Source organism: Telluribacter sp. (assembly GCF_035998675.1).
GTDB lineage: Bacteria > Bacteroidota > Bacteroidia > Cytophagales > Spirosomataceae > Telluribacter.
The window spans coordinates 72375-91270 of the sequence record NZ_DASYHI010000020.1; the positions used below are offsets into that span (position 1 = coordinate 72375).

The 18896-nt window shown below is 47.6% G+C and carries 14 protein-coding genes and 1 pseudogene; 6 read left to right on the top strand and 9 right to left on the bottom strand.

Annotated features, from left to right (window positions below; translation table 11 throughout):
* Positions 1-37: 37 nt before the first annotated feature.
* The 3 genes from VGN67_RS14435 to VGN67_RS14445 are packed head-to-tail and all read right to left on the bottom strand — an operon-like array spanning position 38 to position 2154.
* Positions 38-697, bottom strand: a complete 660-nt coding sequence (locus tag VGN67_RS14435) for a hypothetical protein (RefSeq protein WP_327487561.1) — start codon at positions 695-697, stop codon at positions 38-40.
* 24 nt (positions 698-721) lie between these two features.
* A complete protein-coding gene (locus VGN67_RS14440) occupies positions 722-1348 on the bottom strand; it encodes a DUF4136 domain-containing protein (RefSeq protein ID WP_327487562.1) in 627 nt (208 codons plus the stop codon).
* Between the two features lie 41 nt (positions 1349-1389).
* Positions 1390-2154: an SDR family oxidoreductase gene (locus tag VGN67_RS14445; RefSeq protein ID WP_327487563.1), complete on the bottom strand. Its 765-nt coding sequence runs from the start codon at positions 2152-2154 to the stop codon at positions 1390-1392.
* Positions 2155-2246: 92 nt separating this feature from the next.
* Between VGN67_RS14445 and VGN67_RS14450 the strand changes: the two are divergent.
* Both VGN67_RS14450 and VGN67_RS14455 read left to right on the top strand, forming a co-directional pair.
* A pseudogene (locus VGN67_RS14450) lies at positions 2247-3149 on the top strand (histone deacetylase).
* A 62-nt stretch (positions 3150-3211) separates the two neighbouring features.
* Positions 3212-3580 (top strand): hypothetical protein, encoded by a 369-nt coding sequence (locus VGN67_RS14455; RefSeq protein WP_327487564.1) that lies wholly within the window; start codon positions 3212-3214, stop codon positions 3578-3580.
* Positions 3581-3833: 253 nt separating this feature from the next.
* Here the strand turns inward: VGN67_RS14455 and VGN67_RS14460 are convergent, their stop codons facing one another.
* Positions 3834-4388, bottom strand: a complete 555-nt coding sequence (locus tag VGN67_RS14460) for a DUF6580 family putative transport protein (RefSeq protein WP_327487565.1) — start codon at positions 4386-4388, stop codon at positions 3834-3836.
* Between the two features lie 140 nt (positions 4389-4528).
* The gene (locus tag VGN67_RS14465; protein ID WP_327487566.1) at positions 4529-7765 is read right to left on the bottom strand and encodes a VPS10 domain-containing protein; all 3237 of its coding nucleotides are present in this window, start codon (positions 7763-7765) and stop codon (positions 4529-4531) included.
* A gap of 167 nt (positions 7766-7932) precedes the next feature.
* On the opposite strand from VGN67_RS14465, the gene VGN67_RS14470 reads away from it, so the two are divergent.
* The 4 genes from VGN67_RS14470 (at position 7933) to VGN67_RS14485 (ending at position 11593) form a co-directional block, all read left to right on the top strand.
* A complete protein-coding gene (locus tag VGN67_RS14470) occupies positions 7933-8490 on the top strand; it encodes a DinB family protein (RefSeq protein ID WP_327487567.1) in 558 nt (185 codons plus the stop codon).
* 350 nt (positions 8491-8840) lie between these two features.
* Positions 8841-9518 carry a response regulator transcription factor gene (locus tag VGN67_RS14475; RefSeq protein WP_327487568.1) on the top strand — a complete coding sequence of 226 codons (678 nt, stop codon included), beginning with the start codon at positions 8841-8843 and terminating at the stop codon, positions 9516-9518.
* Entirely contained in the window at positions 9515-10879 is a 1365-nt protein-coding gene (locus tag VGN67_RS14480; RefSeq protein WP_327487569.1) for a sensor histidine kinase, read from the top strand. The genes VGN67_RS14475 and VGN67_RS14480 overlap by 4 nt, the downstream gene beginning before the upstream one ends.
* Before the next feature lie 405 nt (positions 10880-11284).
* Positions 11285-11593: a hypothetical protein gene (locus VGN67_RS14485; RefSeq protein ID WP_327487570.1), complete on the top strand. Its 309-nt coding sequence runs from the start codon at positions 11285-11287 to the stop codon at positions 11591-11593.
* Positions 11594-11810: 217 nt separating this feature from the next.
* Here the strand turns inward: VGN67_RS14485 and VGN67_RS14490 are convergent, their stop codons facing one another.
* From VGN67_RS14490 to VGN67_RS14505, 4 genes are all read right to left on the bottom strand, one after another.
* Positions 11811-12632, bottom strand: a complete 822-nt coding sequence (locus VGN67_RS14490) for an N-acetylmuramoyl-L-alanine amidase-like domain-containing protein (protein ID WP_327487571.1) — start codon at positions 12630-12632, stop codon at positions 11811-11813.
* 60 nt (positions 12633-12692) lie between these two features.
* Entirely contained in the window at positions 12693-14930 is a 2238-nt protein-coding gene (locus VGN67_RS14495; protein ID WP_327487572.1) for a bifunctional alpha,alpha-trehalose-phosphate synthase (UDP-forming)/trehalose-phosphatase, read from the bottom strand.
* Between the two features lie 476 nt (positions 14931-15406).
* Positions 15407-16987 carry an MFS transporter gene (locus VGN67_RS14500; RefSeq protein ID WP_327487573.1) on the bottom strand — a complete coding sequence of 527 codons (1581 nt, stop codon included), beginning with the start codon at positions 16985-16987 and terminating at the stop codon, positions 15407-15409.
* Positions 16988-16999: 12 nt separating this feature from the next.
* Positions 17000-18745, bottom strand: coding sequence for an alpha-amylase family protein (locus VGN67_RS14505; protein WP_327487574.1), 1746 nt, complete (start codon positions 18743-18745; stop codon positions 17000-17002).
* Positions 18746-18896 lie beyond the last annotated feature (151 nt).

Below are 18896 nucleotides of genomic sequence, written 5' to 3' on the forward strand. Positions count from 1 at the left end.
TTATTAATTAATAGGTCGAAAATACAAAATCTAAGTACTACCACCAACGGTAGAACAATCCAACCGAAGCATTAATGGCCGATACCCCATTGGTTACGTAGTCGTAGTTGAGAGGGGTATGGTTGTATTTGACCCGCAAGTCGGCTCCGAAGGAACCATCTCTTTTAAAGAGTATTTTCGAACCTGCTCCCAGGCCGTAGGAAAAGGCAAACTTTTGCTGCTGGTCCGACAGATTTCCCCAGTAAAGGGTGTAATCTACCAGACTGGCACCTGCACTTACCTGGACGTAAGGACGAAACATAGCACCTGAACGAGCAAAGTGGTAGTTCACAAATCCTAAAAACGGGTACTGGGTCAGCGTACGGGTTTGCACCGCAGAAATCTCCTGATCGCCCATTTGGTAGGTTTGTCGGGGGAGTCGTTGCTGAAAATAATTCTGACCAACCTCGCCCCCAATCGATAGGTTATTACGAAGTACCCACTCCAATGACAGGGAGTAGTTTTGGGCAGAAACCTTATCAATGTAGCCTTCGGCAAAAGCTCCAATTGGCACCCCGGCCGAAACCCGGGCTGTAGCCAGGTAGTGAGTATATCTTTCGTAGGGCGAAGGCAAACTATATAAATTAGGCCCTTGTTGTGCATGTACCTCGACTACCGTCAGCAAGAACAGCACGAGAATTAAACTATATCTTTTCATTTTTAAAATCTTAATAAGGTTAAATCAATTGAGTCGCAGGTAGTTTGACTGCTGAAATACTTTATCAACAACCTCACTTACATACTGCTTGTCGAACAGACCGGCTCCCCGGATTTCAGCATTCCATACTACATTAAGTTGTTTATTGGCCGTATCCGGATTCTTGAAGTCTACCATCTCTAGGTACCAGTAGTTTTCATTGACCTGGTAGTAGCTATAATAGTTGGGATATCCGTAGCCTCCCAAACCGCCTCCGTAAAAGCCTCCGCCCCAATAACTACCCAGGTAGGGTGACATTGGTTGAGATACTACATTAAGATAGCTGTTCCTTATCTGGGCTACGTTAATACCTAAATCAGGTTTCTCCCTTGGATTGACATAACGATACCCTAGCTGTTGCATATTCGCGATGACTCGGTTTAGTACCTGAATATCGACATCACTCAGGGAGGTGCCCGTTCCCCGGTTACCCATTACAATTACCGAGTCAACTATACTGAAGGTTTGGTATTGATTAAAACTAACGGACTTATCCCGGTTGGTAATAAATACCTGAGAATCTTCTACTGACAAATCACTCAGGGGATCATTGGCGCAACCCATCAGAAGAAAGCCGAGCACCAAAGCAAAAATTGAAGTTTTATAGGTCATGACTATGTTTTTATAAAGTTGTCTTACTAATTTAACGAATTTCAGGCGTAAATCATTTTACGGGTCATTCCCCCGTCAATGATAAAGTTCTGTCCGGTAATGAAACTATTGCGGGCATCCAGCAGGAAAACGATCAGATTGGCAATGTCTTCCGGTCGTCCCACGCGGCCGACCGGATGCTGCTTATGGTCTTCTTCGGTTAGGCGAATCTGATTGGCTTCGGTACTTTTCCGGACAGCCGACACATCAATCCAGCCGGGGCTGATGGCGTTTACTTTTACATCTGGTCCCAGACTGATGGCCAGGGCGTGGGTAAGCGCAAAAATACCGCCCTTGGTGGCTGAATAAGCTTCTGTGTCCGCCTCGGACATAAAGGCCCGGGTCGAGCAAAGATTAATAATACTTCCGGAATGGCGCTGAAGAAAGGGAGAAGCATACTTGGAACAAAGGAAAGTACCGGTCAGGTTGGTGTCAAGTACCGCCTTCCACTCGCTTAGCTTTAATTTTTGAATGGGTTTATTGGCCGAAATAGCTGCGTTGTTGATTAGGTGGTAGGGGGTACCTACCTCAGAAACCGTTTTGGCAATCCAGGCCTTTACTTCTTTTTCGCTACCAACGTTTCCGGTATAGAGGTGAATGCCTTCGGGCAGAATACCCTTTTCCCATTCGGCCACCGCTTCCCGGTCCTGTTCTAACACCGACACCCGGTAGCCCTCGTGATGCAGGCGTTCGGTTACGACCCGGCCAATCCCCTGGGCTCCCCCGGTAATAAGTACTACCTGACCTTGGTGTTCATTAGTTAACATTGCACTTCCTAATCCGTTAAGTACCTACTAGTGTGTATAAGATAACTTCAAAGCCAAAAAGGTTGTGCCACTGGCGGTATTATTCTCCTGGTATGCTCAAAATTGCTTATTGCCCTCTGTATTGTCACCCTCTGCCCGAAGGCCACCGTTTCCCGATGCTCAAGTACGAACTCATTCCGGAGCAGCTGCTTTACGAAGGTACCTGTACCCCGGAAAACTTTTTCTGTCCGCAGGAGCCGGATGAAAAATGGATAACAGCCGTTCACGATTCGGGTTACTGGAATAGTTTAAAGAGTCTTCAGCTCGACCCCAAAATGATTTGACGGATTGGGTTTCCGCTTTCGGAGCCACTGGTGCGGCGGGAAGTAGTCATAGCGCAGGGTACTATGGATTGCTGTCACTACGCCCGGCAGTATGGCGTGGCTATGAATGTGGCCGGTGGTACGCACCATGCCTTTGCTGACAAAGGGGAGGGGTTCTGCCTTTTGAATGACGTCGCCATTGCCGCGAATTATTTACTGGAGCAAAAGATGGCCCATCGAATTATAGTCATTGACCTGGACGTCCACCAGGGTAACGGTACTGCGGCTATTTTCCGGTCGGAGCCGCGGGTATTTACGTTTTCTATGCACGGGAAAGACAACTACCCGCTGCACAAGGAAACCTCGGACCTGGACCTGCCGCTGCTAACCGGTACCCGCGACCCGGAGTACCTCCGGTTGCTCAGGGAAACACTACCGGCTCTGTTTACAATGCACCGGCCGGACTTTGCTTTTTTTATTGCGGGCGTTGATATACTGGAAACGGATAAGCTCGGCCATCTCAAAGTTAGTCCGGAGGGGTGCCGCCAACGCGATGAATTTGTGTTTGAAACCTGTCTCAAAAATAAAGTACCCTTGGTAGTTTCCATGGGTGGGGGCTACTCCCCCCGTATTGCCAGCATAGTGGAAGCCCATTGTGCTACCTTCCGGATGGCCCAAAAAATGTATTTTTAACCTTTTTATTGCTTGTTTTTTAAGAATATTCATTAAATTTTGCGTGGATAACCCTCCTTTCCATGCAACTTTCATTGGTTGAACAGTTACCGGAATTAGATAAACGTATTTTTCTGGATGTATTTGCCAAAATGCACCTTGACCCCCGGACCCGGCTCCCGGTTTTAAAAACAATTGAGGGCCAGCACGTTCCGCGTGAGTTGAGGGTGAAGTGCGATCGCCGGTCCATCTTGTTATTTCCGGAAGGTACTATCTATAAGCTGGATGCGCGCCTGGTACATACGAAGGGGAAGAGGCCTTATTTTACCGCCATTCAGAGTAAAAAAATTCAGCGGGCCATTGAATTTTTTGAATACAATCTTCAATTACAAAAGGGAGGATTTTCCCACCGGAAAAAGACCAGTTCCAAAGCCATTTTTGTTCCGCACTAAACTCGGAGGGCAATCTGCTGCCAGCTATTTTTTTCTTCTGTTTCTTTCTTTGTATCAAGTGGACGCTACTGTCCAGTCTTCCGTTGCCAGCAAAAGTCTGGTTGTGCTTTCGTTACGTCTGTATCCCCGGCGATGATGTAGAAAAGCACCGGAGCCTTTCCCGAAAATTAGCTACCATGAATTGATGGTCAACAAAAAAGAGGAGTAAAACCGTTTTGGTTTTACTCCTCTTTGAAATTTGCTTTGTTTTTTATCAGACCTTGGCCGTTTCCAGTACCGGCGCTTTGCTTTTCAGCCACTCAAAACCACCAATGAGGAGAGTGGTAAAAAACAGGTCACCCATAACGGTATTAAGGAACAGATTGCCAAACAACTCCTGCTGATAAAACTGTAAACCTGCCACGTAGCAGGCGAGCAAACCGGCGGGGGTTTGGGGGTACATGCTCCCGGCATGGTACCAAACGGCAAAGTTTGTAATGAGGAAAAACAAAATGGACGAAAGGGTAGAAGCGGCTAGTACCCGACCTACTGTGATTTTACGCAACAGCCCCATTCCAATAAGTACTATAAGAATAAATGAGCCGTAAACGGCCCACATGGAACCGTGAAAACCTAACAACAAATCGCTGATAAGCATCGCCGAAAGCGGTACCAGAAAAGCCAGGTACTTCCGGCCAAAGTAAGCACCGCCAAAGAGCGCCATGGCACCAATCGGAGTAAAATTAAAGGGGTGGGGGAGCAGTCGGCTTAGGGCCGCCGCCAGCACTATCACCGCCAGCGTAACCAAACGTATATTCGTATCTTTCATATTTTTATTTTTCGTATTGACGGGGTAAATATACAATAGCTTAGTCAAGGCTGCAATTTTCTTTCCTATTACCTCGTCAAAACTCTCCTAATGCTACCGGTAGGTCGGCACCGGATAAAGTACCAACCTGCCCTACCTTTTCAATTAACCATAATGGCCTTGACCTCACCCTGGCGGGCGGCCTGGTTGAAGGCCGCCACCTCCCGCTCCACCAACTGCTTCAGTTTGCCGAGGTGGGCATCAATGCGTTTTGAAATATCCTCAAATGCCGCGTAAGAAGATGTGGTTGGTTTATGGTCCGAGGCCATCACCACGGTTTTTACGCCCGCCAGCTTGTCATTGAGTTGTATCGGGAAGTTCAGGGCGTCCTGCAAGGCTTTTGACTTAGGCTGCATCAGCGCGTTTTCTATTGTCTCAAACTCCTCCAGCATAGGCTTGGCCATTTCTTTTAGTCGCCGGGAGTGGGTCGAATCTTTCACCGTACCGAGGTACTCATTAACCTGCTTCCGGATACTTCGTAGCTGATTAATGGCTTTATGCGTTTCGGAGAGTTTTTGATTTATTTTTTGAATCAGGGCTATTTGTTCCTGGAAGTCAGCGTCACTGGTGGTAAGGCGGGGATCTTTCAGGATTTGAAATTCCTGCTTTCCCAGTAGCCGGGTACCGGCGTACAGGTGGGCCTGGTAGGTACCTGGTACTGCTTTGGGTCCCACCGCCGAGCCCGACCACATAATGTTGGTTCCCTCGACCTGTACGGCATCCGGATATCGCATGTCCCAGACAAAGGTATTTGTACCTGCCTGCGCCGACAGGGAACCCGGCCGCGTCATTTGTTCGTCGGTATAGAAGTTGCCGGAAGGTTTAAAGGGTTCGCCTTTCTTATTTTTTTTGCTGGAATACGTCAGGATGGAATCACCCCGGGCAGTCAAAAAGTGCATTTTTAATTCCTCACTGGGTGCTTCTTTTAAGTAATATCGAAGTACTACGCCGTTTGCCCGGTTTTCTCCTTCCGAAGGTACCTCTACCAACTGGCTACCGCCACTCGTGCGGTAGGTATGGTTAGGCTGAAAAAAGTAAGAGTCAGCCCGTGCCACTTCGGCGTTGAGCTGGTACAGCGGAGTCAAATCATCAAGTACCCAGAAGGAACGGCCGTGGGTAGCTACCACCAAATCTTTTTCCCTTTTCTGAATTTTCAGGTCATGAATGGGAGTAACGGGTAAATTTAGTTGTAAGGATTGCCAACTATCCCCTCCGTCAAACGATAGCCAGATTCCCTGTTCGGTGCCGGCATACAACAAGCCTTTGCGGTTGGGGTCTTCGCGCACGACCCGTGTAAACTGGTCCGAGGGGATACCTTTGGTAATCAGTGCCCAGGTTTTTCCGTAATCGGTAGATTTCAGGAGGTAGGGTTTCAGGTCATTGAGCTTATAGCGGGTAGCAGCCAGGTAAACCGTAGCCGGGTCCGCGGGCGACACTTCCAGGGTACTTATTAGGGCAAATTCCGGTAGTAGGGAGGCAGGTGGCGTAATATTGTTCCAGTTCTGGCCTCCGTCTTTACTTATATGGACCAGCCCATCATCAGAACCCGCATAGTACACCCCTTTCTCGTGGGGCGATTCTTCAAAGGCAAATACGGTCGCGTAGGTTTCCACCCCGGTGTTATCCTTACTGATAGGCCCCCCACTGGACCCCATAGTGGCCGGGTCATGGCGGGATAAATCAGGGCTGATTATGGTCCAGCTTTGCCCGTGGTCCACCGACTTGTGCACGTACTGGGACGTTACAAAAAGGGTTTGGGGGTCATGGGGGGAGAACATGATAGGATAGGTCCACTGGAAGCGGTACGTCCGGCTGTCGGAACCGTGGCCCATGAAGAATTCCGGGTACACATTGATCAATCTCCTCTCCTTGGTACGATGGTTGTAGGTACTTAAAAAACCGTCATAACTACCTCCCACGCTGATATCGGCGTTGCTGGGGTCCTGAACCACGTATCCTGACTCCCCGCCGGCCACCGGAAACCAATCCTTATCCGTGATTGAGTAGCCATCGGTCCGGCTGGCAATGCGGACGGTACTATTGTCCTGCTGGGCTCCGTAAATATTGTAGGGAAACTCATTGTCGAGGTGTACGTGGTAAAACTGGGCGGTGGGTACATCTTCCTGGGTAAACGTTTTTCCCCCGTTAAAAGTGACCTCGGCCCCGCCATCGTCGCCGATAATAAAGTTGTCTGAATTGTCCGGATTAAACCAGATGTCGTGCGTATCGGAGTGCAGTACTTTTATTTCTTCGAAGGTTTTTCCTCCGTCAAATGATTTCCAGGCGTCAACATTCAATACGATTAGTCCATTTTCATTTTTTGGATCCGCCGCCAGCATCATGTAGTACCAGGGGCGTTGTTTCAGAAAAGCGCCGCCATTGATCAGTTGCCAGGTAGCGCCGGCGTCATCCGACCGGTACAATCCGCCATTTTCCTTGTTTTCAACCATGGCGTACAGCCGGTTGGAGTTGACGGGAGATACCGTAATTCCGATTTTGCCCAGTAGCCCTTTGGGCATGCCGGGGTTAGTGGAAAGCTGTTTCCAGGTTTCACCTCCATCCGTAGATTTGTACAGGCCACTTCCCGGCCCGCCACTACTCATGGAATGGTGGTTACGGTAAGCCTGCCACATGGAAGCATAAATAACCTGCGAATTGGAAGGGTCAATTTTTAAATCAACGGCACCGGTACTGTCGTTTTTAGCCAGGATTTGTTTCCAGGTAGTACCTCCGTCGAGGGAACGGTACACGCCCCGCTCCTTATTGGGGCCAAAAATGTTACCCATTGCGGCTGCATACACAATGTCCGGATTTTTGGGATGCACCTGAATTGTGCCAATGGCGTTGGCCGCTTTAAGGCCGATGTGTTTCCAGGTTTTTCCCGCATCGCTCGATTTGTACATGCCGTCACCCACCGAAATATTACCCCGGATGTCAGTTTCTCCCGTACCGGCGTACACAACATTGGGGTCAGACGGAGCCACGGCCAGGGCCCCGATGGAGCTGGCCCTAAAGGTACTATCGGAGGTGGAAAACCAATTGTTGCCGCCGTCAATTGTTTTCCAGATTCCCCCACCCACGGCACCAAAATAGTAGATATAGGGCTGGCCCACAACTCCACTTACAGCCAGGGATCGGCCGCCCCGGTAGGGTCCAATACTCCGCCAGCGCAGTCCTTTCAGGAGGGCGTTATCATACTTCTCACTTTTTGAACCGGCGGCCGGTGGGGCGGCTTTCCGGGACTTGCTGGTCTGCGCCGCGACAGGACGGGTGTCCAACGTCAGCAAGGCCAGGATAAATAAATAGTACAAGAAGGTACCAGGAATAAATCTTTTCATACAGCTTTGTTTAGGTTAAGAATTTTCGGCAAGAAAAGTACCACTATTTTAAAAACCTTTTGCAACGCCGGTGCAGAAAACAATAGGGGGCAGCCCAGGGGTTTATTTTAAAATAGGGAGGTATATGCCTATATTTGCCGGAAATTCATGGAGAGAATATTAATACTATGGAAACCAGGGAAGAGACTTTGCGTATCATAGACCTGATAAACGATACTTACGAGAGCGAACAAGCCTGGCACGGACCTTCCGTAGTGGAAGTACTCAGGGGGGTGTCGCCCCGGATGGCCGAGTCCAAACTCACCTCCAACACGCATTCGATCGCTGAAATTATTTTCCACATGACTACCTGGCGCATTTTTGCGGTCAGGAAGTTACAGGGAGACGCGGCTTTTGATATTACAACCAAAGAAAAAAATTGGAAGACTTTCCCCATCGTAGATGAGTTAGAATGGGAAACCTTGCAGATGGAGCTGAGCCTTTCGCAGGAAGAACTGGTAAGTGAAATTGAAAAGAAGAAAGACGATTCGTACCTGGAAGAAATAGTGCCGGGCCGTGACTATACCTACTATACCATGATCCACGGCCTGATTCAGCACGACCTGTACCATGCCGGTCAGATTTCATTGCTCAAGAAAGCCCTGACGCTCAGTGTTCCGGATGACGATGATTTTGACGATTTTCGGAGTGAAAGTCAGTTTAATGAAGATTATGATGATTTTTAATCAAAAATTAACCCATTGTATTATTTTTGTTAAAAAAAATTCTTCTACTTTGCATTCAAGATAAGTTCAGCCGTCCTAGGCTGTTCTTTTAATGGTGTGGATATATGTCGGAAAGCCACTCGAAATCTCGGGTGGCTTTTTTGTGTCCTTACTTTTTTGTCTTTCTGTCCTTCACCCACTAATTCCTAGAGGCGTTTTGTTAAGAAGTAGTAACCAATAGGTAAATGATTGGTTATATCTAATAAGAGTTACAAAAAACCAATCAGACCTGGTTTCAACCTGGTTTTTGTCTATTGACAGGGGTAAATTCTATCCTTTTTCTTCTTTGCATTCCTTTCAATCAAGCAGACATGAAAGTACTTATCGTTGAAGATGAACCCAAACTGGCCAGCTTTATTAAAAGGGGGCTTGAGGAGCAATCCTGGGAAGTAGAAAACGCTTATGACGGTCGTGTAGGCAAAAGTCTGGCTACCTCCAATACCTACGACATTATAGTACTGGACGTGAATTTGCCGGTTATTAACGGATTTGATTTAGCCCAGCAACTCCGGCAGGAAGGAATAACTACCCCCATCCTGATGCTAACCGCCCTGGGTACCGTGGAGGATAAACTGCAGGGCTTTGATTCGGGGGCTGATGACTATCTGGTAAAACCTTTTGAATTCAGGGAGTTTATTGCCCGTCTGAAGGTACTTGCCCGCCGGGGGGGGAGAATTGAAGAAAAGGTACAGACGCTGAAAGTGGCTGACCTTGAACTTAATCTGGACGAAAGGATAGCCCGCCGGGGAGGAAAACAGATTGACCTGACTTCCAAAGAATTTGCCCTCCTGGAGTACCTCATGCGGAACCGGAACCGGGTCGTGTCGCGGGTGGATATTGCCGAAAAGGTATGGGACATACATTTTGATACCGGTACCAATGTCATTGATGTTTACATAAATTTCCTTAGAAAAAAAGTAGACAAAGATTTTCCCAAAAAGCTGATTCACACCGTAGTGGGCATGGGATATATATTTAAGGAAGAATGAATATCAAGGCCCGCCTGACGCTACGGTTTACGCTCCTGGTAGCCTCCATCATGTTGATTTCCCGCCTGGGGAGTTACTACTATTATGACCAGTACCGGGAGCAGCAGTTTTTTGCTTACCTCAAAGAAAGGGCTACCACCATCGTTCCCAGTATTGCAAAAATAAATAATGGTTCAAATCCGGAAAAAGCCCGGCAGGAACAGGAAATTGATAATCTTCTGCTTACCGAATACGTCACCGTTTACAATAACGCCAATAAAGTTGTCTATAACAGCGGCAAGGAACCGTTTATGGTACCGCCGGTGCGACTGGCGCAGGCGAGACAAGGGCAGGAGGTAAAGTACCGCCAAGGAGCCAAGGAGATTTTTCTTATTCGTTTTTTCCTGGGTCCCCAGCAAGAGCCCTGGGTAGTTGCCTATGCCACCGACCTCAATGAACTGAACGAACACGATACATTATGGGATATTCTGGCCATTGGCTGGCTTATCAGTCTTTTTCTTATTAGCTGGGCCGGCTGGATTTTTGCCAAAGATGCTCTTAGACCCGTTTCCGTGATTATCGGGGAAGTCAATAACATTTCGGCGGGTAACCTGCACGAGCGGCTGCAGGTTGGGTCGGAAAAAGACGAACTCACCAAACTGGCCGCTACTTTTAACCTGATGCTTAACCGGCTTGAGCAGGCCTTTTCCGCCCAGAAAAGCTTTGTTTCCAATGCTTCGCATGAATTACGCACTCCCCTGGCGGTCATAATGGGGGAGGTAGAGGTTACCCTCTTGAATGAACGCTCCAATGAAGTATACCGTGAATCTCTCAAACGCATACTCAATGAAGTTAAAAGTTTGAACGGGGTAGTGAATGGTCTGCTCGAACTGGCGCGCGCCGATACGGGAGTTTCGGCCTCGTTCAAAAAAATCCGGATTGATGAAATACTATGGCTTGCCCAAAGCCACGTAATGCAGAAAGATCAAAACTATAGCGTCGAAATTAAATTTGAACATTTTCCGGAAACCGAAGAAGAACTCCTGCTAAGGGGGGACCAGACCCTGCTGGAAATGGCCTTTGCCAACCTGATGGAAAATGCCTGCAAGTACTCTGAAAATAAACGGGTGGAGGTGCTCCTGGAGGTACAGCCTAAAATGGTTAAAGTACACTTCAAAGACCAGGGTATAGGGATCGGAAAAGAGCATTTGCCCCAACTATTCGACACTTTTTACCGCATCAATTCTACCCAGAGCCCCCAGGGATATGGAATCGGGCTGGCCCTGGTAAAAAGAATCATTGACCTTCACCACGGCCAGATTGATCTTACGTCGGAGCCGGGCGTTGGTAGTACCTTTGTCATCAGCTTCCCATTAATTTAATTGGATTTTAACTTGATCTTAATCTGGTTTTAACGGCACCGCCGGTAATTTGTATCTGTAAATTAACCACCTGACAGGTACTACTTTCGACATTCAATTTTGATATAGTTTCAACGAGCCTAAGGTACTTCAAGTTGGGAAGTACAGGTACCTGGTTGTGGCTACCGGTAAGGCGTTTCTCCTTACCTTGCCGTTCTTCCTTCTTCGTCTGTAGCAAAGACGGAGGCTCCTATCTCCTGAAAAACATACTTTTTGATTCAAATCAGGTATTTCAGGATTGGTAGCATTTAACCAGATTTTGATTTCGACCGGCTTTTCCGAAAGAAGCCTGTTCTTATCCACATTAACAATCCCCTCCGTATTCAAATGGAATTTTTGAAAATAAATAAATTTAATAAAATAGGCATGGCTTACATACCTGAGCTCCCTTATGAGCTTTTTTATGAGCGGGCCCGGGAGTACCTGAATGATCCGGCTACCAAAATTCTCAGCTATTATGGTATAAAAAAAGATGACAAGTTGACCATGTTTTGTGCGCTTGCCAATGATCAGACCGAAAATATTTATATAGCAAGTTATACGTTACCGGACGACCCTAGCCTAATACTGACGTCACTAAGCCTTTTTTACCTGGATGCCTACTACTTCGAATTTGAAATTTCCCAAAAGCTCGGGATTCAGTTTAGTTTCCTGACCGGACAAAACCAGCCTTAAACCTTTAAGGGTAGGTACCTGGGGCGAGTTGAAAGTTTTGGTAAATATAGATTCCTGACTAAGTCTTAGAATGCTGCCCGTAAGAATAATAAAAAGTTAGTTGAGTTATGTGATTAGTCAAAAAGCGCCTTTCGATTTGAAAAGGCGCTTTTTTTGAATGCTTATTTTTCAAACCCTAATAAACAAAAAAGGTACCTGCCTAAGAATTACCAGGAATTTATTCAGACATGCGAGCTACAATTATGCCTGAGTGCTTCTTGATGGAGGCCACGTACTCTGCCAGAGGCTGCGGACTCAGTACCACCTTTTGGGCAGTTGTAGAAGCGTGTAACAAGTAGGCCCGGTTGCCCATTTTGGTAATTATTCCCTGGTGGTTGCAATCCAGACCGTCGACAGTAGAAGTAATTCCGATAATATCGCCATCCTGCAACAAGGGCTCGACCTGCCGGATTGAGTACTTGGGGATATAGGTATAGGTGCGGCTGTTAATCTCCTTTTCAATTTCCTTTACCTTTTCCCACTGGGCCTCGGCCTCCAGGCTGGGGTACAGGTTTGGGTGGCTGGACATAAAGTGAATATCCTTGGAAAAAGGTACTCCTCCTAGCTTTGCCGTTATGTCAGTCAGGAGCCCGCGCTTCTGGTTTTCGTGGAGCCAATCCACAAAATAATGGAGGCGGGAAGTATAGCCGTCAATGACGCCGTTGCGGTACCTGAGTTGGGTCAGCTCCTGCTGGAAACCACCGTAATCAAGGTTCTTTTGTTTGGCTACGGCCAGGGCCACGGCGTTTTCTACCAGGGTGGTACAGTCCAGTCCGTCAAATCGGCAAACGAGCATTTCTTTGGGATTGCCTTCCAGCGTCTGGGCTAGGTAGGGAGTTCCCAGAAAAGTACGGGCCATACTTTGGACCAGTACGGGCATGGTACCGCCTCCGGGCTGCTCCATCCGCTTCCGGAACATCTTCTGCATATCATCATCCTGCGCAGTGGTATAGCCTATGCCTACCAGCATCACTATCAGCAATAAAACCGGGCGATACATAGCATTTGTAAACTTGGTAATTTAAAAACTGGGAACATGACAGGTTACTAACGAATCTGCTTAGTTTTCTGCCTGACTATCCCGGAAAATTTTCAGCAAATCTACCACCTCATTCTGATTTCTGACGTGGTTTCGGGCCACCGACAAGGCATCACCTACTTTAATGGTATAGGTATTTTTGGGTAAAGCCTCAAACATATCCTCATCGGTCGTGTCGTCTCCCATGGCCATTACAAATCCATACTCACCTTTTTCCAGAAACGACCGGGCGGCAGTTCCCTTGTTAAAGGCCGTCTTTTTTACTTCAATCACCATGTTCCCCTCGATGATCTGAAGGTGCATTTCGGGCTGAATAAAGCTTTTTAACTGCCAGGCCAGTTCCTGCGCCCTGCGTTGTGCGTAAAGCTGATCATCAGCAGTTCGGAAATGCCAGGCCAGGGAAGTTTCCTTTTCTTCGACAAAAGCGCCCGGACAACGTTTAACGTACAGGTCAAGGATAGAACGGATGCTTTCTTTCCAGCCGTCCTCGTAGTTTTCATTGAGCTGCCAGGTTCCGGTTTCTCTGGTTTTGACCAGGGCACCGTGTTCGGCAACAATGTCTACTGGCAGGTCGCCCAGGACATTTTCCAGAAACTCCCGGTCACGTCCACTGATTATAACCACGGTATCTTTCTGTGCCAGTTCTCCGACCAGTTTTTTCATTTCCTCTCCAATCACCGCTTCCGCCGGATCCCGTACAATGGAAACCAGGGTACCATCGTAATCGAAGAAAAAAATGCGTTTAGAAGCCTGGTGGTAGTCGCTCTGGATTTGTTTCCGGTCTTCCTGTGTGAGGTAACGCTGCCGGAGTCTTTGTTGTTCTTGTTCAATCATAGTCATTTGGGTAAAGAAGTCATTGGTCCAGGTAAAAACATCGTAATCTCTAAGCCGGATCTGCATGGCCTGTATCCGTTTGGCCTGGTCTTCGGGCGGGAGTTCCAGGGACAGTTTTATGGCGTTGGCAATTTCGCGGTTATCGGTAGGGTTAATAATAAAGGCCTCCCCCAACTCCGCGGCGGCACCGGCCATTTCACTCAGGATCAGGACACCCCGCAGGTCCTTTCGACTGGCTACGTACTCTTTACATACCAGATTCATGCCATCCCGAACGGGTGTAATAAGGGCCACATCACTTACCGAGTACATTCCTGCCAGTTCTTCGAAGGGCATAGACCGGTACTGGTATATAATGGGTTGCCAGGTTATATCGCCGTACGTAGCATTAATCCGGCCAACGGTCTGGTCAATATCTGACTTCATCTGCTGGTATTGTTCAATGGTATCCCGCGAGGGTACTACAACCATGACAAAGGTTACCTTGGCGTGCCAGTCGGGATAAACTTCCAGAAAACGTTCAAAACCATGCAATCGATGCAACAAACCTTTTGAGTAGTCGAGGCGGTCGACCGAGAAAATGATTTTTTCTTTCAAAGACTGCCGGGCGTCGGCCCGGACGGCCGCTACCTGGGGGTCATCAAAAGCATCATTGAATTTTTTATAATCAATGCTGATGGGGAAAGAGTCAACTTTTACAATGCGGTTGCCCAGGTTTACATAGTGTAATTTATTTCTGAAGCCCAGGACCAGCCTGACCACCTTCAGGAAGTATTCTACGTAATCGTTGGTGTGGAAACCTACCACGTCTGCTCCCAATAGCCCCTCCACCAGACTCTCCCGCCAGCGGCGGGGCAGTAGTCGAAACAATTCGAAAGTGGGGAAAGGGATGTGGAAGAAAAATCCGATTTTGTTATCCGGAAAGCGTTGCCGGACCAAATCGGGTAACAGCATGAGCTGATAATCATGAATCCAGATGGTATCTTCGGGCTGAATGATAGTACTCAGTTTTTCGAAAAATAGCATATTGGCTTCCTGATAACTTTCCCAGTAGCGGTCTTCAAACCGGGCCAGGGAAGGGAAATAGTGGCAAAGCGGCCAAAGAAGGTCATTGCAAAATCCTTCGTAATAGTGGTCGTTTAGCTCCTCCGAAATAAATACCGGATGCGCCTTGAAATTTTCGTTTTCAAGATTTTGCCCCTCCAGTTCTTCGGGTGAATTGTCGGTATAGCCTACCCACTGAATTTTATCCTTAAAAGTGAAGTTGGTGTTCTCTTGCCCCTGGGCCAGTGATAATACCGCCGAAACCAGGCCACCCGAATTCTGGAAGAGGTGAAGTTGATCTTCCTCTTTTACTATCTTAAAGGGTAAACGGTAGGCAACTAAAATGAGCCTTCCTTTTTGTGCTGAATCTATATGTTTCATACGCTGTGTTACGTCCCGATAATTTACCTGTACCCTATAAAAATAGGATTCCAGGAACCTTAAATGCAGTAAAGGAGGGGACCTAAGGCGGAATTTTATTTGGTGTACTATCTACTAAGGTAGCTTATAAAAGCCGGTAAAACCAAAAAAATGCAAACTTTGCCGAATATTGTCTTAATAAATTACTAGGTTCAGGTACTTCTGTTTTATTCTTTTCAATCCGAATATTTACTACCTGATTTATAGGTAACTTAATGGCTATCAATCTTTTTATTCTGAAAAAAGGTTTGCCACGAAATTTGAGACAAGGCCCTGCTTCCGGGCTTTAACTCTTCCACTGTTCCGGGTACATTTTCCCATAGTACTTTATTGTTTCTACCATTTTCACTATAAAACAAATGAGCCAGTAGTGCTTACAAAGCTACTACTGGCTCAAGTCTGAAATTGTTTCCGTTTCCGGCTGGTACCTTGACTGGTTAACCTACTCCAATGTCGCTTATTTTAATATCATCACGGTCATTGACGCGCAGGCAAAGCAGACCCGCCAAAATCATGGAAACTCCTCCCAGCATCAGGGCATAAATGGGTTCTCCGTCAAAAAGTACCTTTACCAGAAAGCCCAGTAGTGCCGCCGCTACGATTTGGGGAATAACAATAAAGAAATTAAAAACACCCATGTAGTAGCCCATTTTGTCGGCGGGAAGCGAGCCGGCCAGCATGGCGTAAGGTACCGAAAGAATAGAAGCCCAGGCAATACCTACCCCAATCATGGATACCATGAGGTAGTTAGGGTTAGTGAGGAAGTAGATAGATAATAATCCCAGTCCACCAGCTACCAGGCAAATAAGGTGAGTAACCCTACGGCTGGTTTTTCGGGCCAGTACTGGTATGGCAAAAGCGACCAGTGCCGCTACCCCGTTGTAAATACCCATACATAGTCCCACCCAGTCGGCTCCGTCGTTGTACAGTTTGCTAGTAGGATCGGTGGTGCCATACACCCAGCTGGTTACGGCCGGGGTAGTGTAAATCCACATGGCGAACAGCGCAAACCAGGAAAAAAACTGCACGACGGCCAGTTGCTTCATGGTAACGGGCATGTTCTCAAAGTCATTCATAATGGTAACAAAGCCATTCTCGTAGCGGCTTATCTTCTGAAGGTACCCCGACGCAATGAAAAGGAGTCCCACAATGGCAGTACCTACCGAAAAAACATAAAGCTCTTTATTAAGCCCCTGGGTAGAAAACCAGACCGTCAACGCCAATCCTACCAGGGAAACAATACTGCCCTTTCTGATTTGCTTTTGTCCGTTTAGCCCGTGTACTTCACCCACTGCTACGCTTGTAGCCTGGCTGGCGGCCGGTACTTTGGCATTATCCTCAAAAGAACTTAGCTCTTCGGGACTATACTCTTTCGAGTTTAGGACGGTCCAGAGTACCGCCAGCAGGAATACCGCTCCACCCAGGTAAAACGACCACTTCACTGAATTGGGAATTACACCCGCCCCCGCCTGATTAGGTACCCCAAACCAGTTGGTGAAAATGTAAGGCAGGGAAGACGCCACAATGGCCCCGATACCAATAAAGAAACTTTGCGTGGCAAAGCCCGTAGTACGTTGCCCGGAGGGAAGGTTATCCCCCACAAAAGCCCGGAACGGTTCCATGGTAACATTTATGGATGCATCCATGATCCAGAGCATACCTGCCGCAAACCAGAGGGTAGGGGAATTAGGCATTATAAACAGGGCCAGCGACGCCAGTATGGCACCAGCCAGGAAGTAAGGACGACGACGGCCCAGGCGGGTCCAGGTGCGGTCACTGAAGTACCCTATTATCGGCTGAATTATCAGTCCGGTTAGCGGAGCGGCGACCCAAAGAATGGGAATGTCGTCCACGCTGGCCCCTAAAGTTTCAAATATGCGGCTTACGTTGGCATTTTGCAGGGCAAAGCCAAACTGGATTCCCAGGAAACCAAAACTCATGTTCCAGATTTCCAGAAAACTGAGGCGGGGCTTTTGCCGCAGGGAAACTTTGACGGCGGAAGTACTTGAAACGGCCATAGGGATAGAGGGTTATTTTTTTGAAATCTCAAAGATGCGGACCGACATGGGGGAGAGGCTGACAGGTACGCCTTCGGTTGTCATAGTTTTACCGGAAACCTCAAGGCGATTTTCTCCGGCCGGGAACACCTGTTTAAGCGCGTAGTCGGCCGTAAGGTCCAGCCCTAAGGTGTCGGTTACGACAGGTTCCGGCAGGCGGACAGTAGTGTTGACCGTTTTGCTTTTGTCGAAGTTGTAAACGCAAAGCAGTTGTTGGCCGGTAGTGTAGCGGAGGTAACTGTAGACCATTGCCTTGTCGTAGTCAGGGTTTTTTTCGTCGACGTTCATAAACTGGAGGTCGTAGAAACCACCTTTATAAATGGCACTATTCTGTAAAACAAAATGGTTGAGCTGCCGGTAAAACTCTCGCAGACTTTTTTGTTTGGGGCTTAACTTACCTCCGTCAAATTTACCTCCGTTCACCCATTGCTGAAACTCGGGTACTCCCCAGTAATCAAAAATAGTAGTACGGCCATCCTCGCCCTGGAAACCTTCGGCCTGGGTTGGATTCACCCCAACCTCCTGTCCGAAGTATATCATCAACGGTCCGGTATGGAGGGTGGCACTGAGGGTCATAGCCGGAACGGCCGCTAACGGGTCACCCGCAAAGTACCTGGAGGCAATCCGTTGTTCATCGTGGTTTTCAAGAAATCTGAGCATGTGTTGGGATATATCTCCGGACTCTTTTTGCCATACCGCAGTAATATCCTCTACGGTCCCCTTGCCTTCCATTAACCTGCGCAGCGCGTCGTATAGACCTACTTTATCGTAGAGGTACGAAAATTGTCCCCGTTTTATGTAGTTGTGGTACTCCGCCGGATTGTATATTTCAGCAATAAAAATAATGTCAGGATTGACCTTCCGGATTTCCGGGATGACCCAGGCCCAGAACTCTACGGGTACCATTTCGGCCATATCACAGCGGAAACCATCTACCCCTTTTTGGGTCCAGTAGGTAAGGATATCCCGCATTTTCAGCCAGGTAGTTGGGATCGGGTCAAAGTGTTGGGACCTGCCGTTCTGGTAGTCCAGCCCGTAGTTAAGTTTAATTGTTTCAAACCAGTCGTTTATACCGGGCTGAGCCTGAAATACATCATTTCCGGTTGCCCGGGCCGGACTTTCCTGGTAGGGCGCTGTGAAGGCTACGGGTGGGTTTACTCCATCGGGTACTTTAAAGTCCTGGCCGGGAATGTAGTAAAAGTTATTTGTTGGGGAAAAAACCACGTTGGTGGCATCCTCCTCGCCAAAGTCCTTAACTCCGGCGGGGCGGGCATCCGAAAAGTACTGGCGGGCTACGTGGTTTGGTATAAAGTCAATCAGTACTTTAAGACCGTTACTATGGGTACGTTCCACCAGGGCTTCAAACTCTTCTATTCGGTCCTTTACTTTGACCGCCAGGTCCGGATTAACGTCGTAATAGTCTTTAACGGCGTAAGGTGAGCCCGCTATTCCCTTGACAACCAGCGGATGGTCCTGCCGGATGCCAAATTCTGAATAATCGGTCATGGTAGCGTGTTCAATAACGCCGGTATACCAAACATGGGTAATACCAAATGATTTCAGCTCCTTTAGAGCCGTATCAGTGATGTCGTTAAATTTACCTACTCCGTTTTCATCACGTGTTCCGTAGAATTTATTCGTTGTATTCTGGTTACCAAACAGCCTCGTAAAAATCTGGTAAATTACTAATTTATCGTGTTCTTGTACTCGGGAAGTCATACTTTGATTCGACTGGTTATCATTACTACTGGTACTGCAGGCCCAAATTAGGAGAAACAGTAACGAAAGCGCCAATATCGAAAGCTTTTTTAACATTTTTAGAATAGGTTAAGAATTCAAATGTATAGAGGATTTATTTATGATAAAATAG